21 protein-coding genes are annotated in these 24,801 nt (G+C 64.7%); 12 read left to right on the top strand and 9 right to left on the bottom strand.

What is annotated here, in order from left to right:
* The first annotated feature begins 111 nt into the window (after positions 1 to 111).
* Positions 112 to 1,803, top strand: coding sequence for a methyl-accepting chemotaxis protein (locus tag P0R31_RS07965; RefSeq protein WP_275513591.1), 1,692 nt, complete (start codon positions 112 to 114; stop codon positions 1,801 to 1,803).
* Between the two features lie 229 nt (positions 1,804 to 2,032).
* On the top strand, positions 2,033 to 3,727 hold the full coding sequence (locus tag P0R31_RS07960; RefSeq protein ID WP_275513590.1) for a methyl-accepting chemotaxis protein: 1,695 nt from the start codon (positions 2,033 to 2,035) through the stop codon (positions 3,725 to 3,727).
* Positions 3,728 to 3,856: 129 nt separating this feature from the next.
* Here the strand turns inward: P0R31_RS07960 and P0R31_RS07955 are convergent, their stop codons facing one another.
* Both P0R31_RS07955 and P0R31_RS07950 read right to left on the bottom strand, forming a co-directional pair.
* On the bottom strand, positions 3,857 to 5,365 hold the full coding sequence (locus P0R31_RS07955) for an acetyl-CoA acetyltransferase (protein ID WP_275513589.1): 1,509 nt from the start codon (positions 5,363 to 5,365) through the stop codon (positions 3,857 to 3,859).
* A 141-nt stretch (positions 5,366 to 5,506) separates the two neighbouring features.
* Positions 5,507 to 6,640 carry a nitronate monooxygenase gene (locus P0R31_RS07950; protein ID WP_275513588.1) on the bottom strand — a complete coding sequence of 378 codons (1,134 nt, stop codon included), beginning with the start codon at positions 6,638 to 6,640 and terminating at the stop codon, positions 5,507 to 5,509.
* 284 nt (positions 6,641 to 6,924) lie between these two features.
* Here P0R31_RS07950 and yghU point away from each other — a divergent pair, with 284 nt between their 5' ends.
* Complete coding sequence (gene yghU / locus P0R31_RS07945) at positions 6,925 to 7,797, top strand: glutathione-dependent disulfide-bond oxidoreductase (RefSeq protein ID WP_275513587.1); 873 nt, start codon at positions 6,925 to 6,927, stop codon at positions 7,795 to 7,797.
* 159 nt (positions 7,798 to 7,956) lie between these two features.
* Here the strand turns inward: yghU and P0R31_RS07940 are convergent, their stop codons facing one another.
* From P0R31_RS07940 to P0R31_RS07930, 3 genes are all read right to left on the bottom strand, one after another.
* Entirely contained in the window at positions 7,957 to 9,234 is a 1,278-nt protein-coding gene (locus tag P0R31_RS07940) for an acyl-CoA dehydrogenase family protein (protein ID WP_275513586.1), read from the bottom strand.
* Between the two features lie 335 nt (positions 9,235 to 9,569).
* Complete coding sequence (locus tag P0R31_RS07935) at positions 9,570 to 9,950, bottom strand: VOC family protein (protein ID WP_275513585.1); 381 nt, start codon at positions 9,948 to 9,950, stop codon at positions 9,570 to 9,572.
* 106 nt (positions 9,951 to 10,056) lie between these two features.
* Entirely contained in the window at positions 10,057 to 10,836 is a 780-nt protein-coding gene (locus P0R31_RS07930) for an SDR family NAD(P)-dependent oxidoreductase (RefSeq protein ID WP_275513584.1), read from the bottom strand.
* A 166-nt stretch (positions 10,837 to 11,002) separates the two neighbouring features.
* On the opposite strand from P0R31_RS07930, the gene P0R31_RS07925 reads away from it, so the two are divergent.
* Genes P0R31_RS07925 through P0R31_RS07915 form a run of 3 tightly spaced genes read left to right on the top strand, consistent with a single transcriptional unit; the run spans position 11,003 to position 13,155 of the window.
* Positions 11,003 to 11,791: an enoyl-CoA hydratase/isomerase gene (locus tag P0R31_RS07925; protein WP_275513583.1), complete on the top strand. Its 789-nt coding sequence runs from the start codon at positions 11,003 to 11,005 to the stop codon at positions 11,789 to 11,791.
* Positions 11,788 to 12,774: a phosphotransferase family protein gene (locus P0R31_RS07920; protein ID WP_275513582.1), complete on the top strand. Its 987-nt coding sequence runs from the start codon at positions 11,788 to 11,790 to the stop codon at positions 12,772 to 12,774. Before P0R31_RS07925 ends, P0R31_RS07920 begins: the two co-directional genes overlap by 4 nt.
* A 3-nt stretch (positions 12,775 to 12,777) precedes the next feature.
* On the top strand, positions 12,778 to 13,155 hold the full coding sequence (locus P0R31_RS07915) for a DUF6285 domain-containing protein (RefSeq protein WP_275513581.1): 378 nt from the start codon (positions 12,778 to 12,780) through the stop codon (positions 13,153 to 13,155).
* Between the two features lie 274 nt (positions 13,156 to 13,429).
* Here the strand turns inward: P0R31_RS07915 and P0R31_RS07910 are convergent, their stop codons facing one another.
* Entirely contained in the window at positions 13,430 to 14,209 is a 780-nt protein-coding gene (locus P0R31_RS07910; protein WP_275513580.1) for an enoyl-CoA hydratase-related protein, read from the bottom strand.
* A gap of 211 nt (positions 14,210 to 14,420) precedes the next feature.
* Between P0R31_RS07910 and P0R31_RS07905 the strand changes: the two genes are divergently transcribed.
* The gene (locus P0R31_RS07905; RefSeq protein WP_275513579.1) at positions 14,421 to 15,695 is read left to right on the top strand and encodes an acyl-CoA dehydrogenase family protein; all 1,275 of its coding nucleotides are present in this window, start codon (positions 14,421 to 14,423) and stop codon (positions 15,693 to 15,695) included.
* Positions 15,696 to 15,873: 178 nt separating this feature from the next.
* Here P0R31_RS07905 and P0R31_RS07900 read toward each other — a convergent pair whose 3' ends face one another.
* A complete protein-coding gene (locus P0R31_RS07900) occupies positions 15,874 to 17,451 on the bottom strand; it encodes a fatty acid--CoA ligase (protein ID WP_275513578.1) in 1,578 nt (525 codons plus the stop codon).
* A 179-nt stretch (positions 17,452 to 17,630) separates the two neighbouring features.
* Positions 17,631 to 18,503: an SDR family oxidoreductase gene (locus tag P0R31_RS07895; RefSeq protein WP_271545324.1), complete on the bottom strand. Its 873-nt coding sequence runs from the start codon at positions 18,501 to 18,503 to the stop codon at positions 17,631 to 17,633.
* 105 nt (positions 18,504 to 18,608) lie between these two features.
* Here P0R31_RS07895 and P0R31_RS07890 point away from each other — a divergent pair, with 105 nt between their 5' ends.
* The 5 genes from P0R31_RS07890 (at position 18,609) to P0R31_RS07870 (ending at position 23,685) form a co-directional block, all read left to right on the top strand.
* Positions 18,609 to 19,418 carry a crotonase/enoyl-CoA hydratase family protein gene (locus P0R31_RS07890; protein ID WP_275513577.1) on the top strand — a complete coding sequence of 270 codons (810 nt, stop codon included), beginning with the start codon at positions 18,609 to 18,611 and terminating at the stop codon, positions 19,416 to 19,418.
* A gap of 155 nt (positions 19,419 to 19,573) precedes the next feature.
* Entirely contained in the window at positions 19,574 to 21,118 is a 1,545-nt protein-coding gene (locus P0R31_RS07885) for an acyl-CoA synthetase (RefSeq protein ID WP_275513576.1), read from the top strand.
* A gap of 27 nt (positions 21,119 to 21,145) precedes the next feature.
* Positions 21,146 to 21,940, top strand: a complete 795-nt coding sequence (locus tag P0R31_RS07880; RefSeq protein ID WP_275513575.1) for an enoyl-CoA hydratase/isomerase family protein — start codon at positions 21,146 to 21,148, stop codon at positions 21,938 to 21,940.
* Between the two features lie 87 nt (positions 21,941 to 22,027).
* Positions 22,028 to 23,113, top strand: a complete 1,086-nt coding sequence (locus P0R31_RS07875; protein WP_275513574.1) for a rhomboid family intramembrane serine protease — start codon at positions 22,028 to 22,030, stop codon at positions 23,111 to 23,113.
* A gap of 167 nt (positions 23,114 to 23,280) precedes the next feature.
* Positions 23,281 to 23,685, top strand: coding sequence for a YccF domain-containing protein (locus tag P0R31_RS07870; RefSeq protein ID WP_275513573.1), 405 nt, complete (start codon positions 23,281 to 23,283; stop codon positions 23,683 to 23,685).
* A gap of 108 nt (positions 23,686 to 23,793) precedes the next feature.
* Here the strand turns inward: P0R31_RS07870 and P0R31_RS07865 are convergent, their stop codons facing one another.
* Positions 23,794 to 24,438, bottom strand: coding sequence for a cation transporter (locus tag P0R31_RS07865; protein ID WP_275513618.1), 645 nt, complete (start codon positions 24,436 to 24,438; stop codon positions 23,794 to 23,796).
* Positions 24,439 to 24,801 lie beyond the last annotated feature (363 nt).

Here is a 24,801-nt window from a genome sequence, read left to right as displayed (position 1 = left end):
CCGCAGTTAACATTTGCGCAGGTGCTCTGCGCTCAGATGTCGCCGCAGCTCCTCTTTGGTTGATTCTTAGAGCTTCGACGCGCATCCGCGCCAGCACAACGAGATCCGATTATGTTCGCCAACATTTCCATCCGCGCCAAGATCATCAGTGTCGTGGCGTTCCTGCTCGTCGCGATGGCCGGCATGGGCCTGCTCGCCATCATGAAAATGCGGTCGATGAACGCCAACACGGTCGACATCACGATGAATTGGATGCCCAGCGTGCGGGTGCTCGGCGAGCTTCGGGCGAGCGTCATCACCTATCGCAACGTGGTCCGCCAGCACATGCTTTCCGACACGCTGGACGAGAAGCTCGCCAACGAAAAGACGGCCGTAACGGTGCTCGAGGCGCTTGCCAAATACCGCAGCCGCTACGAGCCGATGATCACCTCGCCTGAGGAGCGGGCGCTCTACACCCAATGGGCAAAGCTCTGGGACGATTACAAGAGGGGCACCGAAGAGGTGATGGCGCTCTCGCGCAAGGAAGCCGGCAAGATCCCACACGAGGCCCGGGAGCTGAATACGAAGACCGTCAACAAGCTCGGTCTTCAGGCAGACGAGGTCCTGACCAAGGACATCGAGCTCAACACCAAGGGCGGAGAACAGGCGGCCCAGGACGCCGCCGACAGCTACGCCTATACCTTCATGCTGGTCTCGGCCATTCTCGGCGCTGCCATCGTCATCGGCATCGCCGTCAGCTTCTATCTCGTCCGCGACGTCTCTAGCGGCATCAACTCGATCACCCTGCCGATGCAGGCGCTGGGCCGAGGCGACCTCTCCGCCGAAGTCCCGCATCGCGGCGAGAAGACCGAGATCGGCGCCATGGCCGACGTGCTCCACATCTTCAAGGAGGCGTTGATCGCCAAGAAGGCCGCCGACGAAGCCGCCGCGGCCGACGCCGAAGCCAAGATCGAGCGCGGCCGCCGCGTCGACAACATCACCCGCGAATTCGAAACGATGATCGGCGAGATCGTCCAGACCGTGTCGTCGGCCTCGACCCAGTTAGAGGCCTCCGCATCGACCCTGACTGCGACCGCCGACCGCTCGCAGCGGCTGGCGACCACGGTGGCCGGCGCTTCGGAGGAAACCTCCACCAACGTGCAATCGGTGGCCTCGGCGACCGAGGAGATGGCCTCGTCGGTCGGCGAGATCAGCCGCCAGGTGCAGGAATCGGCGCGGATGGCGGGCGATGCCGTCGGCCAGGCGCGCGCCACCACCGATCGCGTCAGCGAGCTTTCCAAGGCCGCTGCGCGCATCGGCGACGTCGTCGAGCTGATCAACACCATCGCCGGCCAGACCAACCTGCTGGCGCTGAACGCCACCATCGAGGCGGCGCGCGCAGGCGAAGCCGGCCGCGGTTTTGCCGTCGTCGCCTCCGAGGTAAAGGCGCTCGCCGAGCAGACCGCGAAGGCGACCGGCGAGATCGGCCAGCAGATCTCCGGCATCCAGGCGGCGACCAACGACTCCGTCGGCGCCATCAAGGAGATCTCCTCGACCATCGAGCGCCTGTCGGAGATCTCGTCGGCCATCGCCGCTGCGGTGGAAGAGCAGGGCGCCGCGACGCAGGAGATCGCCCGCAACGTTCAGCAGGCGGCGCATGGCACCCAACAGGTGTCGTCCAACATCACCGACGTGCAGCGCGGCGCGACCGAGACCGGCACGGCCTCCTCGCAGGTGCTGTCGGCGGCGCAAATGCTGTCGAACGATTCCGGCCGGCTGAAGAGTGAGGTCAGCAAGTTCCTGACCAACGTGCGCGCCGCGTAGATCCTCGCGGCGAGCCATCAATCGAAGAGCGGCGCCGAAAGCGCCGCTCTTCATTTCTTCGCCGGTAGCCTGATGTCGCTTGCAGGTAGTATCATCGGGGGCACCCGTAAACCTACGTAGGTGCTGTTTTCACGGTTAGTTAAAGTCGTTTTACGAGAATCGCGTAAAGACGACTCCAACAGCGGCCGTCCGAATTGGAAAACGATAATCAATTCATTTGGGGCCCACGATGCGCAAGAACCTCCCCGTCACCGCAGTCGAATATCCCGTCAGCGACGAGACGCTGATCGTTTCGCGGACCGATCTGAAGGGCAAGCTCACCTACTTCAACGAGGACTTCCTCGCGGCCGCCGGCTTCACGTCGGCGGAACTGATGGGCCAGCCGCACAACATCGTCCGTCACCCCGACATGCCGCCGGAGGCGTTCGACAATCTCTGGGACACGCTGAAGGCCGGCAAGCCCTGGCTCGGCGCCGTCAAGAACCGCCGCAAGAACGGTGACTTCTATTGGGTGCTGGCGACGGCTTCTCCGATCCGCGAGAACGGCGAGGTCAAGGGCTATACGTCGATCCGCACCAAGCTGCCGGCCGACCAGCGCAAGCTCGCCGAAGAGGTCTATGCCGCCATCCGCGAGAAGAAGCCGCACAGCTATCGCATCGACGCCGGCATCATCCGCCGCCGCTCTTGGCTCGACCGCTTCAGCATCTTTACCGGGACGCTGAAGGCGCGCCTGGTCACGATGATGGTGCTGCAGGCGCTGTTCATGCTCGCGCTCGGCATCGGTGGCGCGGTCGCCACCGGCGGTTCGGCCAGCCTGATCCTGTCGCTGCTGGCTGTCGCCGGTGCGGCCATCGCCGGCTTCGCGGGCCTTGCGACCATGCGTGCTATTCGGGGACCGATGCGGCAGCTCAACGACACGCTGGTCAACCTCGTGCAGGACAAGCTTGACAACCGCATCGTGATCGAGCGCGACGACGAGATCGGCGAGGCGCTGCGCAACCTTCAGACCGTGCAGACCATCGTCCGTTTCAGCCGCGACGAGGTGCAGGCGGTGCAGCGCCGCGCCGAGGCGCAGCGCAAGGCCGACATGACCAAGCTTGCCGACGGTTTCGAGGCCGCGATCGGGGAGATCGTCGAGACCGTGTCCTCGGCTGCGACCGAACTCGAGGCGTCGGCTTCGACCCTGTCCTCGACTGCGGGCCGAGCCCAGGAGCTGGCCACGGTGGTCGCGTCCGGCTCGGAGGCCGCCTCCAGCAATGTCCATTCGGTGGCTTCGGCTGCCGAGGAGATGTCGTCCTCGGTGCGCGAGATCGGGCGGCAGGTGCAGGATTCCTCCCGGATCGCCAGCGAGGCGGTCAGCCAGGCGCATGCCACCACCGAGCGTGTCAGCGAGTTGTCGCGGGCTGCGGCGCGGATCGGCGACGTCGTCGAACTCATCAATGCGATTGCCGGCCAGACCAACCTCCTGGCACTCAACGCCACGATCGAGGCGGCGCGGGCTGGCGAAGCCGGCCGCGGCTTCGCGGTGGTAGCCTCCGAGGTCAAGGCACTCGCCGAGCAGACGGCCAAGGCCACCGGCGAGATCGGCCAGCAGGTCGGCGGCATTCAGGCGGCGACGCAGGATTCGGTCAGCGCCATCGGCGAGATCAGCGGCACCATCGCGCGTCTGTCGGAGATCGCCTCGGCCATCGCGGCGGCCGTGCAGCAGCAGGGCGCAGCCACCCAGGAGATCGCCCGCAACGTGCAGCAGGCCGCCCTGGGCACCCAGCAGGTCTCGTCCAACGTCGGCGACGTGCAGCGCGGCGCCTCGGAGACGGGATCAGCGTCCACGCAGGTGCTGTCGGCGGCCCAGATGCTGTCCCGCGATTCCAACCGCCTCAAGCTCGAGGTCGGCAAGTTCCTGAACTCGGTTCGCGCCGCCTGAGGTGCGCAATCGCTAGAGCGGAATGGCTTTAGGTTGAATCGATTGCCACGGGCTCGGTGCAACCTCTCCCGCAAACGGGAGAGGGAGTGCACTTACGATGTAGCAATCAAACCCTGATCTCATCATGATCTAGGCCACCCGCCACTCGGGCACGCCATCTTCTGCCATAGCGATCTCGCCGAGCGAGCCGACCGGGGTGCGGTCCATGTCGAGCAGATGCGCCAGCGTCGCGCCGTCGCTCGCCGGGATCCGCGCCAGCGAACGGCGATCGTCCTCTGTCCGCAGCATCACGACGCCATGCTCGATATCGCCGCCGCGGCCGTAAAGCACGGTGAAGCTCTCGACCTTGCCCTTGCCCGTGGTCTCCGCGACGAACTCCGGCACCGCGCGCTTGTTGCGGTCCGCATCGGCCTGCACGCTCGTTTCCTGCACCAGCGCCTCGCGCGGCGGCGTCTTCGACACCACCAGCGCGTGGTGCTTGGTGACGAAGCCGCCCTGGCCGTAGAGCAGGCCGAGCCTGGCGCCGTCGCGCAAACGGCGCACCATCGCGCAGGCCGCATGCGTCATGTAGGTGTTGAGCGGCGCGCCGAAGAAGGTGAGGCCGCCGGTCACGGTCGGCTGCACGTCGGCACCTAAGCCCAGCATCCGCCGCGCCATTTTGGGCACGCAGGGGAAACAACTGTAGAGCTCGATCGCGTCGAAGGACTTGCCGTCGCCGCCGGCGAGGTCCATCGCCGCTTTCAGCACGGCGTTCTGCGGGTGGCTCTCGTAAAACTGGTCGCGCATCAAATAGTCACGCGGCTCTTCCGCGGAGGCGCCGCCGAGCGGGTAGACCAGTTTGTCTTCGGCGATCCCGGCCGCGCGTGCCTTGGCGAGACTGGTGAGCAGCAGTGCACCGCCCATGTTGACGCTGGGGTTGGCCACCATCAGCTTGTTGTAGGGCCAGGCGATCAGCCGGTTATCCGCGGTCGGCGTCGTGATCTCCTCCGGCGCATAACGCCGCTTCAGCCAGGCGTTTGGATTCTGCGCGGCGGCTTCCGAATAGCGCGACCACAGCGTGCCTGACTCCGCCATGGCCTCGCGCGGCGTCTGCCCCCAATGCGCGGAGGAGGCCGCTTCATAGAACGGATAAACGGTCACAGGTCGAAACACGCCGAGCTTCACCGCCAGCGGCTTCTGGAAGGCCGCGCCGCGCTTCGGCTCCTCGACGTCATGAGCGAACGGCGTCCACGGCAGCTTGATGCCGGCGCGCTCCGCCTTGGTCGCGGTCGATTGCGCCTCCGCGCCGCAGATCGCCGCCACGCTGCACTCGCCGCGCGCGACGCGCTTGGCCGCCTCGTGGATGTAGCGGATCGGGCTCTCGCCGCCGACCGGCCCGTAATAGCAATGCGCGGGCGAGATGCCGAGGCGCTCAGCCAAAAGCTGCTCCGGATCGCGATAGCGCCAGCTCAGGAAATTGACGATGTCGAGCGATTGCACCTCGCCCAGCAGTTTTGCGCCGGCGTCTTGTTCAGCCCGCCGCAGCGCCTGTTCGAGCAGGTCGAGAGGTTCGAACCCTTCAGTGATCTCCTTCGGACGGTCGACGATCTCGCCCACGCCGACGATGACGGGAATGCAGTCAGAGGAAACAGTCGTCATTGTTCTTGCTTCTTCACTCTCTCAGACATCTAAGACCTCATCCTGAGGAGCCTGCGAAGCAGGCGTCTCGAAGGATGGGCCGCGGGCTCTCATGGTTCGAGACGGCGCTTGCGCGCCTCCTCACCATGAGGATCTACACCATCATTCCGCCACAAGCGCATTCATGTGCTCGACGGCTTCGGCGAAATCCTGCTTGAACTCCTGTACCACGGCGCCTGCCGACTTCACGCTGTCGATCAGGCCGACGCCCTGGCCGACGAAATAGCTGACGAGATCGCGCGCCCTGGCGTTGCCGCTTGCGGCGGCTCGGTCGATCGAATGGAAGGCGTCGCGGCTGATGATGCTTTGCAGCGGCATCGGTAGCGCGCCCGGGCTGTCGGGCGCACGGTCCCAGGCATCGGTCCAGACCGAACGGAGCTGCCGCGCCGGCTTGCCGGTGCGGCCCTTCGAGCGCACCGCATCGCGCGAGGAGGCCGCGATCATCTTCTCGCGAAAGATCTCGCTGGTCTCGGCCTCCACCGTCGCAAGCCACACCGAGCCGGTCCAGGCGCCGGCCGCTCCCATCGCCATGCAGGCCGCCATCTGCCGCCCCGTCATGATGCCGCCGGCCGCCAGCACCGGCACGTCGCGGATCGGCTTGATCGCCTTGATCACCTCCGGCACCAGCACCATGGTCGAGACCTCGCCGCAATGGCCGCCGGCCTCGGTGCCCTGCACCACGAGGATGTCGACGCCGGCGGCGACCTGGCGCAGCGCGTGCTCCTTGGCGCCGACCAGCGCGGCAACCGGCACGCCGTGCTTCTTGCCCATCTCGATCATCGCCTTCGGCGGCACGCCCAGCGCATTGGCGATCAGGCGAATCGGATGATTGAAGGAGACCTCGAGCAGCTGAAGCGCGGTCTTGCCGTCGAACGGCTGCGGCTGGTTGTCCGCGACCTCGGTGGTGGTCAGCTCGATGTCGTACTTCTTCAGGAGATCGCGCGTGTAGTTGCGGTGGTCCTGCGGCACGCGCGCTTCCAGGCTCTTCCAGGTGACGTCCTTCTCGCCCGCGGTCGAGATGTTTTCCGGGATCAGCACGTCGATGCCGTAGGGCTTGCCGTCGACGTGATCGTCGATCCACGTCAGCTCACGCTCGAGCGTATCCGGCGTATGCACGGTCGCGCCCAGCACGCCGAAGCCGCCGGCGCGGCTGACGGCGGCAACGACGTCGCGACAATGGCTGAAGGCGAGCAGCGGGAATTCGATCCCCAGCATGTCGCAGATCGGCGATTTCATGGCTCTCTCCCGGCGGCAGGCTTCGCATTCTCGTTGCTTTCGCTGTCAAAGCAAAGTGACGCTAGCGATCGATGACATGCCGGATCTGGCGAGGCATCTTGTGTGTAGACGTCGCGCTCGATCCGCGGGCCGCAGGCCCTGCGGGTACCCCGGAATGACGGAGGGGAGGGGCTGCCATGACAAAACGCAGAGTTGTCCCATCCGGCAATGCGTGCGGTGCCCTTGCCATCGGCCGTTCCCGGTCTAATTAATGCAGACGCATCTTTTTCCCCCGGAGCCCCCGCATGACCGACGCCCCGTACGTGCCGCCCAAAGTCTGGACCTGGAACAAGGAGAACGGCGGTCAGTTCGCCAACATCAACCGGCCGATCGCCGGCCCCACCCACGACAAGGAGCTGCCGGTCGGCAAGCATCCGCTTCAGCTCTATTCGCTCGCGACGCCGAACGGGGTCAAGGTCACCGTGATGCTGGAGGAGCTGCTGGCGCTCGGCCACAAGGGAGCCGAATATGACGCCTGGCTGATCAGGATCGGCAACGGCGACCAGTTCGGCAGCGGCTTCGTCGACATCAATCCGAATTCCAAGATCCCGGCGCTGATGGACCGTTCCGGCCCCGAACCCGTCCGGGTGTTCGAGTCCGGCTCGATCCTGTTCTACCTCGCCGAGAAGTTCGGCGCCTTCCTGCCGAACGATGTCAAGGCCCGCACCGAGGCGATGTCCTGGCTGTTCTGGCAAATGGGCAGCGCGCCCTATCTCGGCGGCGGCTTCGGCCATTTCTATGCCTATGCGCCGACCAAGATCGAATACGCCATCGACCGTTTCGCAATGGAGACCAAGCGCCAGCTCGACGTGCTGGACCGGCGTCTCGCCGACAACGAATATCTTGCGGGCAAGGAATACAGCATCGCCGACATGGCGGTGTGGCCCTGGTATGGCGCGCTCGCCAAGGGGCTGGTCTATGGCGCCGGCGAATTTCTGTCGGTGCAGGACTACAAGAACGTGCAACGCTGGACCGACCAGATTGCGCAGCGCCCCGCCGTGAAGCGCGGCCGCATGGTCAACCGCGTCTCCGGCGATCCCGCCAGCCAGCTCCACGAGCGCCACGACGCTTCCGATTTCGAAACGAAGACGCAGGACAAGCTCGTGCCCGCGACGTAGTAACGGGTTCTTCACCTCTCCCCGCTTGCGGGGAGAGGTCGGATCGCGCTTGCGATCCGGGGGAGGGGGTACAGGTCATTCGACAATCTCACGCGTGGAGAGAGGCCCCTCACCCCAACCCTCTCCCCGTAAGAACGGGGAGAGGCGGAGGAGAGACCTTCACGCCATGCTCAGCTCGTGGCGGCCCACCACCATCCAGTGCACCTCGTCCGGACCGTCGGCGAAGCGCAGGTGCCGCACGTCCTGGTACATCTCGGCGAGCGGGGTCCAATGCGAGATGCCGGTGGCGCCGTGCATCTGGATGGCCTGGTCGATGATCTTGCAGGCGCGCTCGGGCACCATGGCCTTGACCATGGAGACCCAGACGCGGGCCTCCTTGTTGCCGAGCACGTCCATCGCCTTCGCTGCCTTCAGCACCATCAGCCGCATCGCCTCGATCTCGCAGCGCGCCTGCGCGATGATCTGCATGTTGCCGCCGAGATGGGCGATCTTCTTGCCGAAGGCTTCGCGGGTAAGGCCACGCTGCACCATCAGGTCGAGCGCCTTCTCGGCCTTGCCGATGGTACGCATGCAGTGATGGATGCGGCCCGGTCCGAGGCGGAGCTGCGAGATCTCGAAGCCGCGGCCTTCGCCGAGCAGGATGTTCTCCTTCGGCACGCGCACGTTGTTGAAGCGCATGTGCATGTGGCCGCGCGGGGCGTGGTCCTGGCCGAACACGTGCATGGGACCGAGCACCTCGACGCCGGGCGTGTCGCGCGGCACCAGGATCTGCGACTGCTGCTTGCTCGGCGGCGCGTCCGGGTTGGTCTTCACCATCACGATAAGGATCTTGCAGCGGGGATCGCCGAGACCCGAGATGTAGTACTTCTCGCCATTGATCACCCATTCGTCGCCGACCAGCTTTGCGGTGGTCGAGATGTTCTTGGCGTCGGAGGAGGCGACGTTCGGTTCGGTCATGACATAGGCCGAGCGGATCTCGCCGTTGAGCAGCGGCTTCAGCCACTTCTCCTTCTGCTCCTTGGTGCCGACGCGTTCCAGCACCTCCATGTTGCCGGTGTCGGGCGCCGAGCAATTCATCGTCTCCGAGGCCAGCGGGCTCTTGCCGAGCTCGGCGGCGATATAGGCGTAGTCGAGATTCTTCAGGCCCTGGCCGGTCTCGTCATCGGGCAGGAAGAAGTTCCAAAGGCCTTCCTGCTTGGCCTTGTTCTTGGCCTTCTCCAGCACTTCGAGCTGCTTCGGCGTAAAACTCCAGCGATCTTCCTTGCCCTCGCCGGCCTTGGCGAACTCGATCGACATCGGCTCGACGGTATCGCGGATGAACTTCTTGACGTGATCGTAGAGCGGCCGGACCTGGTCCGACATCCGCAAGTCGTTGAGCTCGTCGCCGGGATTGAGCGTGTAGTTGGTGGTGCGGGGAATGTAGGTGTGTTTTGTCATTGGTCCTCCCGGGATCGCTAGAATGTGTTGAGCGCAAGATAGTCGCAGCGCCGACAAAGTGCGAGCGCGCATTTTCACGCGCGAGGCCATGCCATGCGATGGAATATCGCAAGGCCGTTTGAAATGTTGTTTGAATGGGGCTGGGTGAAGTCCCTCCAAGTGTCGTCCCGGACAAGCGCAGCGAAGCGGAGCGCAGATCCGGGACCCATAACCACAGGGAGAAGTTTGGCGAAGATGCGTAGTTACCAGTTCGTCCGACAACTACTCCCTGAGTGTATGGGTCCCCGCCCCCGTGCGCAATTGCGCACTAGGCGGGGACGACACTGAGCATGCGGCTAGTTCGCCATCCGGTGCATCGCGCAGATCTTGTTGCCATCGAGATCGCGCAGATAGGCGAGATACAGCTTGCCACCAGGGCCCTGGCGCACGCCGGGCGGATCCTCGATCGATTTTGCGCCGGCTGCAACGCCCGCCGCGTGCCACGCATCGACCTGTTCCGGCGAATTGGCGGCAAAGCCGATCGTGCCGCCGTTGGCGCATGTCGCCGGCTCGCCGTTGATCGGCTTCGACACCGAGAACACGCCGGTCTTGGTGATGTAGAAGATGCGGTGGCCGTCGACCCTGGCCGGCCGCACCTCGAGCGTGCCGAGCAGTTGGTCGTAGAACGCCTTGGCCTTTTCCAGGTCGTTGGTACCGATCATGACGTGTGAAAACATTTGCCCGTTCCCTCAGTGTTGTAGCCCGGATGGAGCAGAGCGAAATCCGGGTCTTGCTTGCTTTTGGCCGCCCTGGATTCGCTGCGCTCCATCCAGGCTACGAGAATCAAAACGCGGTATAGCCGCCGTCGATCACGAACGTATCCGCGGTGTGATACGACGACGCCTTGCTCATCAGATAGACCGCAATGCCGCCGAAATCCGAGGCTTCGCCGAAGCGCCGCAGCGGAATCCGCGGCATCACGTTGGCTACGAACTTGTCGTTCGCCATGAGCCCTGCGGTCATGTCGCTCTTGATCCAGCCCGGCAGGATCGCATTGGCGGTGACGCCGTGACGTGCCAGCTCGACGCCGAGCGCGCGCACCAGCGCGTTGATGGCGGCCTTGGTCGCCGCATAATGCTCGTTGCGCGCCGTGCCGAAGATCGAGGCGAGGCTCGAGGTCGCGACCAGCCGGCCAAAGGGATCGCCGGCATTGGCGCGATCCGTCATGTGCTTGGCGGCCGCCTGGAACGCGTGGAACACGCCGTCGAGATTGGTCGCGAACATCGTGCGCCATTCCTCCTCGGTGCGCTCGATGAAGGCGCGCCGGCCGCCGCCGCCGATGCCCGCATTGGCGAAGCAGCCATCGACCCGGCCGAAGGTGTCGAGCGTCGCCTTCATCGCTGAAGCGACCGAGGCGGGATCGCTGACGTCGCAGACGCGGCTGTCGACCTTGCCGGATAGGCCCGCCATGCTCGCGGCAGCGGCGTTGTTCTTGTCAGCATTGCGGCCCCAGATCGAGACGTTGCAGCCCTGGCCCGCGAGCGCCTGCGCGATGCCGAGCCCGATGCCGCCATTGCCGCCGGTGATCACGGCCACGCGGCCGGAAAGGTCGAAGAGGTTCATGGCGCGTTTCCTGTTTTTAGACCGCGGCGCATCAGCCGCTGCGCACAAGATTGCTTGCTATGCTCCGATCACCATGGACAAGACCGCGCCAAAAATCAAATATGCGCCCCGGCAAGACGAATTCCGGCCTGCGAAACTGATGCGGGCCGCAACCGACGAGGAAACCATGCAGTTCAAACACGTCACGCTCGATTTCGATGGCGCGGTCGCGATCTTGAAGCTCGACCATCAGGAGGTGATGAACGCGGTCTCCGTCGACATGCTGGGCGGTCTTTCCGAGGCGCTCGATGCGATCGAGGAGAAGAAGGACGAGGTGCGCTGCGTGGTGCTGACCGGTGCGGGGCGGGCGTTCTGCACGGGCGCCAATCTGCAAGGCCGCAACAACCAAGCGAAGAAGACCAAGGCCGGCCTTACGCTGGAGACCGGCTTTCATCCCTTCCTGCGCCGCATCCGCAACCTGCACTGCCCGATCGTCACCGCGGTCAATGGCCCGGCCGCCGGCGCCGGCATGAGCTTCGCCCTGCTCGGCGACATGATCTTGTGCGCGCGCTCGTCCTATTTCCTGCAGGCCTTCCGCCGCATCGGCCTCGTGCCGGATTGCGGCTCGACCTGGCTGCTGCCGCGCCTCGTCGGGCGCGCGCGCTCGATCGAATTGTCGCTGATGGGCGAGCGGCTGCCGGCCGAGAAGGCGCTGGAATGGGGCCTCGTCAACCGCGTCTATGATGACGGCGTCTTGATGGAGGAAGCGATGAAGCTGGCGCGCGATCTCGCCAGCGGCCCGACCGTGGCGCTGTCGCTGATCCGCAAGCTCTATTGGGACAGCCCGGAGAATTCCTTCGAGGATCAGCTCAATCTCGAGTTCCAGTGCCAGCTTCGCGCCGGTGACACCGAGGATTTCCGCGAGGGCGTCGGCGCCTTCCTCGAGAAGCGGCCCGCGCAGTTCAAGGGCAAATGATCGAGGCGGCGCTTTCACGCAGCGTCCAGCGCTGGTGCAAAGGGGCGACCGGCGCGACCTGTGCGGCAAAGCTCTCCGGCGGCGCCAGCCAGGAAACCTGGCGCTTCGACATCACCCATCCCGACGGGCCGATCGGCGCGATCCTGCGCCGCTCGCCAAAGGGCTATGGCGCCGCGCCGACCCGTGCGGCTGGCCTTGGCGCGGAAGCGCAGCTGATGCAGCTCGCCTATGAGGCCGGCGTGCCGTCGCCGCGCGTGCTGCATGTGCTGGTGCCGGAGGACGATCTCGGCACCGGCTTCATCATGCAGCGGGTCGAGGGCGAGACCATCGCGCGCAAGATTCTTCGCGACCAGGAATTTGCGGCGGCGCGGCCGCGTCTGGCGCGGCAGATCGGCGGCATTCTCGCAGGTCTCCATCGGCTGCCGCAGGACAAATTGCCTGCGTTGCGCAGCAGGGGCGCGACCCAGGAGATCGCCGAGTTCGAGCGCGACTATCGCAGCCTGAACTGGCCCAAGCCCGTGTTCGAGCTGGCGCTGCGCTGGCTGAGCGACCGCGATCCGGGCCCCTCGGCCGAGACCACGCTGGTGCACGGCGATTTCCGCAACGGCAATCTCATCATCGGCGCGGATGGCGTTCGCGCTGTGCTCGACTGGGAGCTCGCCCATCTCGGCGACCCCATGGAGGATCTCGGCTGGGTCTGCGTCAATTCCTGGCGTTTCGGCGAGATCGACAAGCCCGTCGGCGGTTTTGGCACGCGCGAGGAGTTGTTCGCCGGCTATGAGGCTGCGGGCCGCAGGGTCGACCCCGAGCGCGTGAAATTCTGGGAAGTGATGGGCACGCTGCGCTGGGGCATCATGTGCGGCGGCATGATGCAGCGCTTTCGCGAGGGGCCCGACCATTCCATGGAGCGCGCCATGATCGGCCGCCGCGCCAGCGAGACCGAGATCGATCTGTTGCGCCTCCTGGCGCCGCGCGGGAGCTGACACATGCAGGACGAGCCGACCCCGATCGAGCTGACCAAGGCAGTCGCCGATTTCCTCCGCAGCGACATCACGCCGTTGATCTCCGGCCACCAGGCCTTCAAGCTGCGCGTCGCCATCAACATCCTCGACCTCGTCACGCGCCAGCTGACGCAGGAGGTGGCGAGCGATGCGAAGGAGGTGGAGCGCCTGCGCGCGCTGCTCGGCATCGACGGCTCGGTCATGGAGTTGAACCGCGCGCTCGCCGAGCGCATCGCCAGGGGCGAAGTCGATCTGGCGACGCCCGGTCTCGCAGAACATCTCTGGGCGACCACGCTGGACAAGCTCGCGGTCGATCAGCCGAATTATGCGTCGTACAAGCGGGAGCTTTCGAGAGGCGGGTAGGTAGTGCCCCATCCACCGTCATTGCGAGCGCAGCGAAGCAATCCAGCATCTATCCGTTGAGGCAGTCTGGATTGCTTCGTCGCAAGCGCTCCTCGCAATGACGGTGTGGCGAGAGCGGTGTCCACTCTCGACCGTCATTCCGGGGCGTCGCGGAGCGACGAGCCCGGAATCCATTCATCCACCGTCTCTGATGCTCAATGGATTCTCAGATGCGCAATTGCGCATCATAGTTCGCGCCTAAGGGGCGCGCCCGGAATGACCGCGCAGAGCGCGGTCACTTCCCCACCCATTTCGGCGGCCGCTTCTCGGAAAACGCCTTCGGGCCCTCGATGTAGTCCTGCGAGGCGACCATTGCTTGCACGGCCGGATAATCCCGCTGCTCCGCGATCGCCTGTTCCAGCGACACGCCAAGCCCCTTCTGGATCGCCTGCTTCGAGGCCCGGATCGACATCGGCGAATTCTTGGCGATCATCTCGGCCCAGCGCAGGGCGCCGGCGAGCGCCTCGCCCTGTGGCACCACCTCGTTGACGAAGCCGAGCTCGAGCCCTTCCTTGGCGCTGACATGGCGGGCGGTGAGGATCATGCCCATGGCGCGCTTGAGGCCGATCTGCCGCGGCAGCCGGTGCAGGCCGCCGGCGAGCGCGGCAAGTCCAACGCGCGGCTCGGGCAGGGCGAAGGTTGCATTCTCCGAAGCGATGATGAGGTCGCAGGCGAGCGCGATCTCGAAGCCGCCGCCCATGGCGACGCCGTTCACCGCAGCGATGATCGGCTTGTCGCAGTCGAAGCGTGAGGTGAGACCGGCGAAGCCGCCCTTGTCCCAGCCGCGTTTTCCTCCCGCCGCCTGCCATTTCAAATCGTTGCCGGCGCAGAACGCCTTATCGCCGCTGCCCGTGACGATCGCGATCCACTGTTCGGGATCGGCGGAGAAATCGTCAAACACCTTCTGAAGCTCGAAGTGCGCATCGGTGTGCAGCGCGTTGTAGACCTCGGGCCGCGACAGCGTCACGATCGTGATCGGTCCCTTGCGTTCCACCTTTGAAAATTTCAGCTCCATCGCGCGCTCCCGCATTTTCTCGTGAAGGAATATTGGCGCCATACTACCGTGCGGGTGCGCCAGAGCACCATCGAATTGCGCGGGCGCGCCTTGCGCTCCTCACGTCTCGGCTTGCTTGACTTGCACGCGCTCTTCTCACCTTAATCGAGTCAAGCAAGAATGCGCCTAGCGCCTTAACGCAAAACGATAAAATCAATCCGGGAGAGAACCTGTGGATTTCACATTGCCTGCTGATCTCGTCGCCTATCTCGGAGAGCTCGACCGTTTCATCGACCGCGAGATCAAGCCGCTGGAACAGGCCGATGACAACATCCGCTTCTTCGACCATCGCCGCGAATGGGCGCGCACCGATTTCGAGAACGGCGGCCTGCCGCGCCACGAATGGGAAGCGCTGCTGCGCAAGGCCAAGGACCTCGCCGACGCCGCCGGGCATCTGCGCTTTCCGGTGCCGAAGCAATACGGCGGCAAGGACGGCTCCAACCTCTGGATGGCCGTGATCCGCGAGCATTTTGCCGCCAAAGGCCTTGGCCTGCACAACGACCTCCAGAACGAGCATTCCATCGTCGGCAATTTCCCCGTCGTCACCATGCTCGACCGCTACGGCCGTGACGACCAGAAGGCGATGATCGACGGCTCGATCAGGGGCAAATACCGCATCACCTTTGGCCTGACCGAGCCGCATCACGGTTCGGATGCCACCCACATGGAGACGCGCGCGGTGGCAGCGACCCGCGACAACGTCAAGGGCTGGATCATCAACGGCGAGAAGATGTGGACGACAGGCATGCATGTGGCCACGCACTGCGCGCTGTTTGCGCGCACCAGCGGCAACGACGGCGACGCCCGCGGCATCACCTGCTTCCTGGTGCCGGCGAAGAGCCATGGCGTGAAGGTCGAAGAATATATGTGGACCTTCAACATGCCGACCGACCACCCGCGCGTCAGCTTCACCGACGTCTTCGTGCCGGAGGATGCGCTGTTCGGCGAGGTCGGCCGCGGTCTGTCGCTGGCGCAATGCTTCGTGCACCAGAACCGCATTCGCCAGGCGGCAAGCTCGCTCGGCGCCGCGGTCTACTGCATCAACGAGAGTGTGAAATACGCGCGTGAGCGCAAGCCGTTCGGCAAGGCGCTGGCCGAGAACCAGGCGATCCAGTTCCCGCTGGTCGAGCTCGCCACCCAAGCCGAGATGCTGCGCCTCTTGATCCGCAAGACCGCCTGGGAGATGGACCAGCTCAACGAGGAGCAGATCGAGCGCACGCTGTCCGACCGCGTCTCGATGTGCAATTACTGGGCAAACCGCCTCTGCTGCGAGTCCGCCGACCGCGCCATGCAGGTCCATGGCGGTATGGGCTATTCACGCCACAAGCCGTTCGAGCACATCTACCGTCACCATCGCCGCTACCGGATCACCGAAGGCAGCGAGGAGATCCAGATGCGGAAAGTGGCGGGGTTCTTGTTCGGCTATATGGGGCCGGGAAAGCATTGACTGATGACGAGGGTAGGCAATCCAGAATTTTCGTACGGAGGCAGTCTGGATTGCTTCGTCGCAAGGGCTCCTCGCAATGACGCGGAGAGAGCAACGGCTCTCTCCTCCGTCATTGCGAGCGTAGCGAAGCAATCCAGCATCTCTGAAAGAAGGTAGTCTCGATGGCTGCACCTCGAGGCTAGTTGACCCTTCGATCCTTCCCCGCCCAATACGGCTCGCGCAGCTGCCGCCGCAGGATCTTGCCAGACGGATTCCTCGGCAGCGCCGGCAGGAACTCCACGCTCTTCGGCGTCTTGTAGCCGGCGATGCGCGTCCGGGTGAAGTTGATGATGTCGGTGGCGGTCGCCTCCTTGCCGGGCTTCATCACCACGACCGCCTTCACCGCTTCGCCCCATTTGTCGTCGGGCACGCCGATCACGGCGGCTTCCGCGACATCGGGATGGTCGCACAGCGCGCTCTCGACCTCGGCCGGATAGATGTTCTCGCCGCCCGAGATGATCATGTCCTTGATGCGGTCGTGGATGTAGAGATAGCCGTCCTCGTCCATGTAGCCGGCATCGCCGGTGCGCAGCCAGCCGTCGCCGCGGAGCGTGGCAGCGGTCGCCTCCGGCAGGTTCCAGTAGCCCGCCATGTTGGAGCCCGAGCGCGTTGCGATCTCGCCGACTTGCCGCGGCGGCAGCGGCTTGCCGTCAACATCCAGGATCGCGATCTCGACGCCCGGCAGCGCCTTGCCGGCCGAGCGCATCCGCTCCAGCCCCTCGACGTGATCCTCCGGCGGGAGCGCGACGATGGTGCCGGTGGTCTCGGTCATGCCGTACATCTGCACGAAGCCGCATTTGAAGACCTCGATGCATTCCTTCAGCAGTGCTGCAGGAATCGGCGAGGCGCCATACAGCATGTATTTCAGCCGCGAGAAGTCGACCGTCCTGGCGCGGGGCTGCCGCACCACGAACTGCATCGCCGCCGGCACCATGAACAGCTTTGTGATGCCCGACTGCTCGAAGAAATCCAAAACCTTGGTCGGATCGAACTCGCGTGCGATCACGCCACGGGCGCCGTGATAGAGCCCCATGACGCCCCATCCGGAGCCGCCGATGTGAAAGATCGGCATCGCCACAAGCGAGACATCGTCGGTCGACCACCGGTTCCATTCCGGTTTGTCCTCGGCGTTGCCGGTCTGCACGAGGTTCAGAAAGTTCGCGTGGCTCAGCATCGCGCCCTTCGGCTTACCTGTCGTGCCCGACGTGTAGAGCTGGATCGCGATGTCGCGGGTGTCGATCGGCACCTTGGGATCGTCGCCGCTCTGCGCATTGCGCCAGGCCGTAAAATCCGGCCATTCCGGCGCGCCGCCCTCGGTGGTGATGATGGTGCGGACGCCCGGAATCTGATCCCTGATCTGGCGGACGAGCGTGATGAACTCCGGTCCCACGAACAGCACCGGCGCGTTGCAATCCGAAACGATGAAGGCGACCTCGGGCCCCGCGAGCCGCCAGTTCACCGGCGCCATGACGACGCCTGCCTTCATCGCGCCCATCAGGAGCTCGAAATAGATATCGCTGTTCTTGCCAAGATAGGCGATGCGGTCGCCGCATCTCACGCCCATCGCGAGGAGCGCGTTCGCGACCTTGTTGGTCTTGATGTCGAACTCGGCGAAGCTGGTGGTGCGGCCTTCGAATTCATAGGCAATAGCGCTGCCGCGGCTCTTCGCACGCTCGCGCACCATGTCGGCGAGGTTCGCCAATGGCTGTGTGGACATGTTTCTCCCGTGGCGTCTTGTTTTTATGCCGGGGAGTGTGGCGTCATCCGCGGGTGAAGACAAGATGGGCCCCGCTGTCGTCCCCGCCCCCGTGCGCTTTGCGCACTAGGCGGGGACGACAACTGGGGGCGTGGTGAAAACGTCAGTCCCTTACACGTCCACGCCTTTGCATTGCGACATCACCCCCGCTTCGCGCGGTCCTTTTCGTTCTGCGCCATGATGCTCTCGCGCGCGGTCTTCCAGTCGTCGTCGCTCCAGTCGCGGAGCTGGTAGAAGTTGCCGCCCATGGCGAGCGCCTGGGCGCCGTCCATGGCGATGGTCTCGCCGTTGATCCAGTCGCAGCCGCCGGAGATCAGGAACACGGCCACGTTCTGCAGTTCCTCCATGGTGCCGACGCGGCCCATCGGGTTCATCGCCTTGGTGCGCGCGCCGGCTTCGTCACCGGGCTTGATGCGCTTGCTCATACCTTCGGTCGGGATCTCGCCCGGGGCGATGGTGTTGAGGCGGATGCCGTGTCGTCCCCATTCGGTGGCTAGCGACATCGTCATGGCGTGGATCGCCGACTTGCTCATCGCCGAGGGCACCACGTAAGGCGAGCCGTTGCGCACCCAGGTCGTGGTGATCGAGACGACGTTGCCGGGCTGCTTCAAGGCGATCCAGCGCTTGCCGACCGCATGTGTCACGTAGAACGTGCCGTGCATGACGATGTTGGCGACCGCATCGAAGCCGCGCGGCGAGAGCTCCTCGGTCCGCGAGATGAAATTGCCGGCCGCATTGTTGATGAGATCGGTGAGGGGGCCATCGCGGAAGATGGTCTCGATCATCTCTTCGACCGCAAGCGCGTTGCGGATGTCGACGCCGTGGCTGGTGACGCGGCCGCCGTAGAGATCCATCAGCTCGGTTGCGGTCTCGTCGCACACGATCTTGCGCCGGCCGCAAATGTGCACCTCGGCGCCGAGCTGGAGAAAGCGCGCCGCCATCGACTTGCCGAGACCGGTGCCGCCGCCGGTCACGAGAATGCGCCGGCCGGCCAGAAGATTTTCCTTGAACATGGCTGTTTCCCCCGTAGGGATTGTCAGTTAATTGGTCGATTGACTAAATCCGGCCGCCAGCGTCCTGTAAAGCGGCACTGAACAAGAACAGGGGAGAATTCGTCCATGGACGATCGCGTCTCGATCTCGATCTCGGAAGGCGTCGCCGATGTGCGCCTGGTGCGCGCCGACAAGATGAACGCGCTGGATCAGCCCATGTTCGAGGCCCTTGTCGCCGCAACGGACCGGCTTTCGAAGGAGAAAGGCGTGCGCGCCGTCGTGCTCTCGGGCGAAGGCCGCGCCTTCTGCGCGGGGCTGGACATGGGGCGTTTTGCCGCCATGAAGGAGAAGGGCGGCAACGGAATTCCGGGTGGCGAAAATCGCGATCTCACAATTCGCACATATGGCAAGGCCAACTTCGCGCAGCAGGCGGTGTGGGGCTGGCGCCAGCTTCCGATGCCGGTGATCGCGGCCGTGCACGGCGTCGCCTTCGGTGGCGGCTTCCAGCTCTCGCTCGGCGCCGACATGCGCTTTCTCAGCCCGGATGCGCGGATGTCGATCATGGAGATCAAATGGGGCCTCGTGCCCGACATGGCGGGCACGCCGATCCTGGCTTCGCTGGTGCGCGACGACATCCTGCGCGACCTCACCTACACCGGGCGCATCTTCTCTGCGCAGGAGGCGATGACCTACGGGCTCGCCACGCGCATCTGCGAGGATCCGCGCGCTGCGGCTATGGAGGTCGCACGCGAGATCGCAGGCAAGAGCCCCGATGCGATCCGCGCGGCCAAGCGGATGCTGAACAATCTCTCGGTCGATCCGGGCCCGGCGTTGCTCGCCGAATCCGTCGAGCAGCAGAAACTGATCGGGAGCCCCAACCAGACCGAAGCCGTGCGCGCCAATCTGGAGAAGCGTGCGCCGAATTTTGCGGATTAAATTCCGTCATTCCGGGGCGATGCGAAGCATCGAGCCCGGAATCCGTAACCACGATCGGGAGTATGGATCCCGGGCCTGCGCCTTCGGCGCATCCCGGAATGACGACCGCGATTGTGGCTAAGATCTCGAACCCGACGAAAGATCGGAAACCAACAATGAGCCAAACCTCCCCCTTCCTCGGCATCGTCTCCGGCGACCGCCGCCGCTCTCACGCCGAGGTCGCTGAGCGCGCCGACCGCATTGCCTCCGGCCTCGCCAAGATCGGCGTCCGCCAGGGCGATAGCGTCTGCATGCTGATGCGCAACGACATCGCCTTCATCGAGGCTGCTTATGCCGCGATGCGGCTGGGCGCCTATGGCGTGCCGATCAACTGGCACTTCAAGCCGGAGGAGATCACCTACATCCTGAAGGATTCCGGCACCGCCGTGCTGATCGCGCATGCCGACATGCTGCATGGTTTGCGCGATGCGATCCCGCGTGGCGTCACCGTGCTCAGCGTGCCGACGCCGCCGGAGATCCGCACCAACTACAAGATCGATCCCGATCATCTGACGACGCCTGTCTTCGCGATCGATTTCGAGTCCTGGCTCGCGCAACATCCGTCCTATGACGGTCCGATCGTGCCGCAGCCCATGAACATGATCTACACGTCGGGCACCACCGGCCATCCCAAGGGCGTCCGCCGCAACGCGCCGACACCCGAGCAGCAGGCTGCCGGTGAGCGCATGCGTGCGATGATCTATGGGCTCAAACCCGGCGCCCGCGCATTGCTGCCAGGGCCGCTCTATCATTCCGCGCCGAACTCGTTCGGCATCCGCGCCGGCAAGCTCGGCGGGGTGCTGGTGCTGATGCCGCGCTTCGAGGCGGAGGAATTTCTGCAGGCGATCGAGCGCTTCGAGATCGACACCATCTTCATGGTGCCGACCATGTTCATCCGCCTGATGAAGCTGCCGGAGGAGGTGCGCAGGAGGTACGACGTCTCCTCGCTGCGCCATGTCATCCACGCCGCCGCGCCGTGCCCGGCCGACGTCAAGCGCGCCATGATCGAATGGTGGGGGCCGGTGATTTACGAGTTCTACGGCTCGACGGAATCCAGCGCCGTGACCTTCGCAACCTCGGAGGATGCGCTGAGGAAGCCCGGCACCGTCGGCAGGATCTCCCCCGGTGCCGAGCTGCGCTTCATCGGCGACGACGGCCGCGTGCTCGGCGTCGGCGAGATCGGCGAGATCTATTCCCGCATGGCCGAGATGGCCGATTTCACCTATCACAACAAGCCGGAGAAGCGCGCCGAGATCGACCGCGACGGCTTCATCACCTCCGGCGACGTCGGCTATATCGATGAAGACGGCTACGTCTTCATCTGCGACCGAAAGCGCGACATGGTGATATCAGGCGGCGTCAACATCTACCCGGCCGAGATCGAATCCGTTCTCCATGCGGTGCCCGGCGTGCATGATTGCGCCGTGTTCGGCATCCCCGACGCCGAGTTCGGCGAGGCGCTGATGGCAGTCGTCGAGCCGCAGCCGGGCGCAACGCTCGATGCCGCCGCCGTCCGCGCCGCGCTGAAGGCGCATCTGGCCGACTACAAGGTGCCCAAGCACATCGAGATTCGCTCCTCGCTGCCGCGCGAAGATTCCGGCAAGATCTTCAAGCGCCGCCTGCGCGATCCCTATTGGGAGCAGGCGGGGCGGAAGATATGAGGGCTACGAACACAGGGAAGAGCGTTCATGACCGATACCGCCAGCGAAGTCCTCTACACGATCGCCGACCACATCGCGACCATCACGCTGAACGCGCCGGAGCGCATGAACACCATCTCCGGACCGATGCTGAACGACCTCGCCCGGCTGCTGACCGAGGCCAATGAGGACAACAATGTCCGCGTCGTGATCCTCACCGGGAAGGGCAGGGCGTTCTGCGCCGGCCTCGACCTGCGCAAGGAGCGCGACGTCAACGGTCTCAGCGCCGCCTCATCGCCGACCACGATCAACCTCCGCAACACCCCGCCGACGGTGCTGCAGGCGATGGACAAGCCGACCATCTGCGCCGTCAATGGCGGCGCGGCCGGCTACGGCATGGACACCGCGCTTGGCTGCGACATCCGCATCATGGCGGAGTCGGCCAAGCTCGCCGCCGCCTTCGTCAAGCGTGGCGTGGTTCCGGAATCCGGTGGCACCTGGCTGCTGCCGCGCATGCTCGGCTGGGCCAAGGCCTCCGAGCTGATCTTCACCGGCCGTACGCTCAGCGCGCGCGAGTGCCTGGACTGGGGCCTCGCCAACGAGGTGGTGCCGGATGCCGACTTGATGACTCGCGCCACGGCGATCGCCCGCGAGATCGCCGCCAACGCGCCGCTCGCGGTGCAGGCCTCCAAGCGCATGATGCGGATGGGCCTGAACGAGAATTTTCACGACCACGTCCACCACGTCTATCTCCAGCTCCTGCCGCTGTTCAAAACCGGGGACATGGCCGAGGGCATGAAGGCTTTCATGGAGAAGCGCGAGCCGAAGTTCGAGGGTCGGTAGCCGAGACTACCTGGTACGCGCTGGAGTAGCAATTATCGGACGGCTCGGCTAGGTTGGCGTTCCCACGCCAATTCGTTGCGGTCATCCATGTCCTCCTATCGTGCCGGCTTCTTCGAAGTCCCCCATGCTGCCGTCTATACGCTGATGACCGTGACGGTCCTCGCGTCGGGTTTCTGCTTCATCCAGGCAGGCGGTCCGGCGGCGCCGGCGGAGTTGCTGTATCGCTACGGCGGCATGTATGCGGGCGCGATCGCGCGGGGCGAATACTGGCGCCTCGTCGCCTATGGTTTCCTGCACGTCAATTTCGTTCATCTCACCATGAACATGCTGTGTCTCGTGCTTTGGGGCGCGCATCTGGAACGGCGGGTCGGCTCGGCCTATTTCCTCCTCATCTATCTCTGCGCAATGGTGCTCGGCGCCGTCATAGGCAATGGTATCCATTCCACGCCCTATTTGATGGTCGGCGCGTCCGGCGCCACGTCGGGCATTCTGGGCGCGCTGCTTTGCTTGTGGATCCTCGGCAAGCTCGAGGTCGGGTTCGATTTCCTCGCAATCAACATCGGCTTGAACATTGCGTTCGTGTTCGGCAATTCGCGGATCGATTGGGGCGTCCACCTCGGCGGCTTTGCGGCCGGGCTGATCGTCTGCGCACTGCTGGACTTGGTCGAGAAGGCGAATGCCTATCTGCTTCGCTGCAAGTTTCCCGAAGCCGTGAAGGTCAATCTGGTCGTGCTTGCCTGCGTGATGGCACTGTGGGTCTGGAGCGGTCCGGCCCAGGCCATCGCCGTGGGGGCTTCCGGTTGGGCACCGGTGATCATGATCGCGGTCGCAGGTTGTGCCGTCGTGAAGCTGGTCGATTTCGGGCTCTCCATGAAGAAGGGTCTCGCGATCGTCGTGACGGCCTTGGCCGGGGTGAACGCCGCCGTCGTGATGCTGTGCGGTTGGGCCTTGGCCTTTTATTGTCAGCCGCATATGCCAATTGGGTATCTTCCGCTCGACGTTTTCCCGGTCATGTTCTGCCCAAATCCCATTCTCGTCTCGGGGCTCGCCGCGGTCGGGGTCGCCGCGCTGACGCTTTGGCTCTGTGCGAAGGAGATTACGCGCGGGATCGAGGATGTCGGGTTCGTCGGCACATCGCTGCGCGCGGAACGCAGCCGGCGTCATGGACTATGACCTTGCGGGACGTGCTATATGCCCGTAGCCCGGGTGAGCGCAGCGATACCCGGGAGGGTGAGAGTCAAGTCCCGTATGTCGCTTCGCCCATCCGGGCTACGTTACTGTCGTAGCAGAGACAGATTTCGTACCTATATGCACGGGATCGTCGTTTTCCGGATCATGCCATGACCCCCGTTTCCATGCTGCTCAACATCCTCTGGATCCTCTTCGGCGGCGCCTGGATGGCGTTCGGCTGGGTGGTCGCCGCGGTCATCATGGCGATCACCATCATCGGCCTGCCCTGGGCGCGGGCGGCGTTCAACATTGCGGTCTACACGCTGCTGCCGTTCGGCTCCCGGGCGGTCAACCGCTACGACGTCACCGGTGTCGAGGATATCGGCACCGGCCCGCTCGGGGTGATCGGCAACATCATCTGGTTCGTGCTCGCCGGCTGGTGGCTGGCACTCGGCCACTTATTAACCGCGCTGGCGCTCGCGATCACCATCATCGGCATTCCCTTCGCCTGGGCCCACCTGAAGCTCGCCGGCATTGCGCTCTGGCCGATCGGCAAGGTGATCGTGCCGGCCTAGGGTGAACGCGTAGCCAGTAGGTTGGGCAGAGCGCCAGCGAAACCCGTCAACCCGTCCGCCGATGACGAAACATGATGGGTTTCGCAAGAGCTCAACCCATCCTAAGTACTACTCGGCCGCCGCTAGTCGGCCGATCCGCAGCTCTCCGATCGCATGCCGCACGACGACTATCGCTCCTTGAAGCGCGAGCAGCGACATGACTGCCGCCACGATGACGTCGGGCCAACCCGTACCGGTCCCGAACACGCCAGCCGCCGCCAACAGCACGGCGAGGTTGCCCAGCACATCGTTGCGCGTGCAGATCCATGCCGATCGCATGTTTGCGTCGCCATGACGATACGCCCAAAGCAGTCCGAACGAAGCTGCGTTCGCGGCGAGAGCGGCAGCCCCGACGGTGCCCATCGTAAAAGCATTCGGCAGCGTTTCGTGCAGAATATGCCAGATGACGGCCGCCACGACCCATAGACCGAACAGGCCCATCGTGGCGCCCTTTGCAAGGGCGGCGCCCGCACGATAGCGGAGCGCCATGCCGACGACGAGCAGGCTGATGGCGTAGTTTGCGGCGTCCCCGAGGAAGTCGAGAGAGTCGGCTTGCAGCGACGCCGAGCCCGCGGCGAGACCCGCTGCCACTTCGACGGCAAACATCGCGCCGTTGATCCCCAGCACGGTCCAGAGCACCCGTCGGTAGGCGGCATCCCGCTTCCTGTTCCCGCCCAGGTCCAAAGGCGGTGGCGCGCAACAGCAGTCATTCATGGCTCGAAGATAAGACGGATCGAGGCGTGTTGCGAGTCCGCTCATCTCGCAACGCGGCCGCGCGGTCGAGACACCCGCATACGATCCCTCGCGGTGCCCGACGGGCAAAACACGCCAGATGCAGGTCAAGGGCCATCGCCATACAAAATTCTGATTGACCGAAACTACTGTTTCGGCTAAACCGCATTCCATCCCGGCTCGTCAAAGGGACGTTTCGCGATCGTCACGATACGTAGGCCGGGATGCGATGGACGCGGCAGCGCCGGCGCGTGACGGGATGGCAGGGCGGGCAAACCCGTGAGCCATCGCGATCCGCGGCACGACACGGTGTGGTCAAGTTGCTTTTCGGCATTGGGGGCGAGC

The organism is Bradyrhizobium yuanmingense, from assembly GCF_029167105.1.
GTDB classification, from domain to species: domain Bacteria; phylum Pseudomonadota; class Alphaproteobacteria; order Rhizobiales; family Xanthobacteraceae; genus Bradyrhizobium; species Bradyrhizobium yuanmingense_A.
The sequence above is the reverse complement of the archived record's forward strand: the minus strand, read 5'-3'. Positions and strand labels throughout refer to the sequence as shown.

What these genes read in the sequence shown, in the direction of transcription:
- P0R31_RS07925 (WP_275513583.1), top strand. Translation starts at nt 11,003, where the DNA reads ATGCAGTTCAAACACGTCACGCTCGATTTCGATGGCGCGGTCGCGATC.
- P0R31_RS07870 (WP_275513573.1), top strand. Translation starts at nt 23,281, where the DNA reads ATGACCCCCGTTTCCATGCTGCTCAACATCCTCTGGATCCTCTTCGGC.
- P0R31_RS07935 (WP_275513585.1), bottom strand. Translation starts at nt 9,950, where the DNA reads ATGTTTTCACACGTCATGATCGGTACCAACGACCTGGAAAAGGCCAAG.
- yghU (WP_275513587.1), top strand. Translation starts at nt 6,925, where the DNA reads ATGACCGACGCCCCGTACGTGCCGCCCAAAGTCTGGACCTGGAACAAG.
- P0R31_RS07920 (WP_275513582.1), top strand. Translation starts at nt 11,788, where the DNA reads ATGATCGAGGCGGCGCTTTCACGCAGCGTCCAGCGCTGGTGCAAAGGG.
- P0R31_RS07960 (WP_275513590.1), top strand. Translation starts at nt 2,033, where the DNA reads ATGCGCAAGAACCTCCCCGTCACCGCAGTCGAATATCCCGTCAGCGAC.
- P0R31_RS07885 (WP_275513576.1), top strand. Translation starts at nt 19,574, where the DNA reads ATGAGCCAAACCTCCCCCTTCCTCGGCATCGTCTCCGGCGACCGCCGC.
- P0R31_RS07875 (WP_275513574.1), top strand. Translation starts at nt 22,028, where the DNA reads ATGTCCTCCTATCGTGCCGGCTTCTTCGAAGTCCCCCATGCTGCCGTC.
- P0R31_RS07965 (WP_275513591.1), top strand. Translation starts at nt 112, where the DNA reads ATGTTCGCCAACATTTCCATCCGCGCCAAGATCATCAGTGTCGTGGCG.
- P0R31_RS07910 (WP_275513580.1), bottom strand. Translation starts at nt 14,209, where the DNA reads ATGGAGCTGAAATTTTCAAAGGTGGAACGCAAGGGACCGATCACGATC.
- P0R31_RS07890 (WP_275513577.1), top strand. Translation starts at nt 18,609, where the DNA reads ATGGACGATCGCGTCTCGATCTCGATCTCGGAAGGCGTCGCCGATGTG.
- P0R31_RS07955 (WP_275513589.1), bottom strand. Translation starts at nt 5,365, where the DNA reads ATGACGACTGTTTCCTCTGACTGCATTCCCGTCATCGTCGGCGTGGGC.
- P0R31_RS07865 (WP_275513618.1), bottom strand. Translation starts at nt 24,438, where the DNA reads ATGAATGACTGCTGTTGCGCGCCACCGCCTTTGGACCTGGGCGGGAAC.
- P0R31_RS07895 (WP_271545324.1), bottom strand. Translation starts at nt 18,503, where the DNA reads ATGTTCAAGGAAAATCTTCTGGCCGGCCGGCGCATTCTCGTGACCGGC.
- P0R31_RS07930 (WP_275513584.1), bottom strand. Translation starts at nt 10,836, where the DNA reads ATGAACCTCTTCGACCTTTCCGGCCGCGTGGCCGTGATCACCGGCGGC.
- P0R31_RS07900 (WP_275513578.1), bottom strand. Translation starts at nt 17,451, where the DNA reads ATGTCCACACAGCCATTGGCGAACCTCGCCGACATGGTGCGCGAGCGT.
- P0R31_RS07940 (WP_275513586.1), bottom strand. Translation starts at nt 9,234, where the DNA reads ATGACAAAACACACCTACATTCCCCGCACCACCAACTACACGCTCAAT.
- P0R31_RS07915 (WP_275513581.1), top strand. Translation starts at nt 12,778, where the DNA reads ATGCAGGACGAGCCGACCCCGATCGAGCTGACCAAGGCAGTCGCCGAT.
- P0R31_RS07880 (WP_275513575.1), top strand. Translation starts at nt 21,146, where the DNA reads ATGACCGATACCGCCAGCGAAGTCCTCTACACGATCGCCGACCACATC.
- P0R31_RS07950 (WP_275513588.1), bottom strand. Translation starts at nt 6,640, where the DNA reads ATGAAATCGCCGATCTGCGACATGCTGGGGATCGAATTCCCGCTGCTC.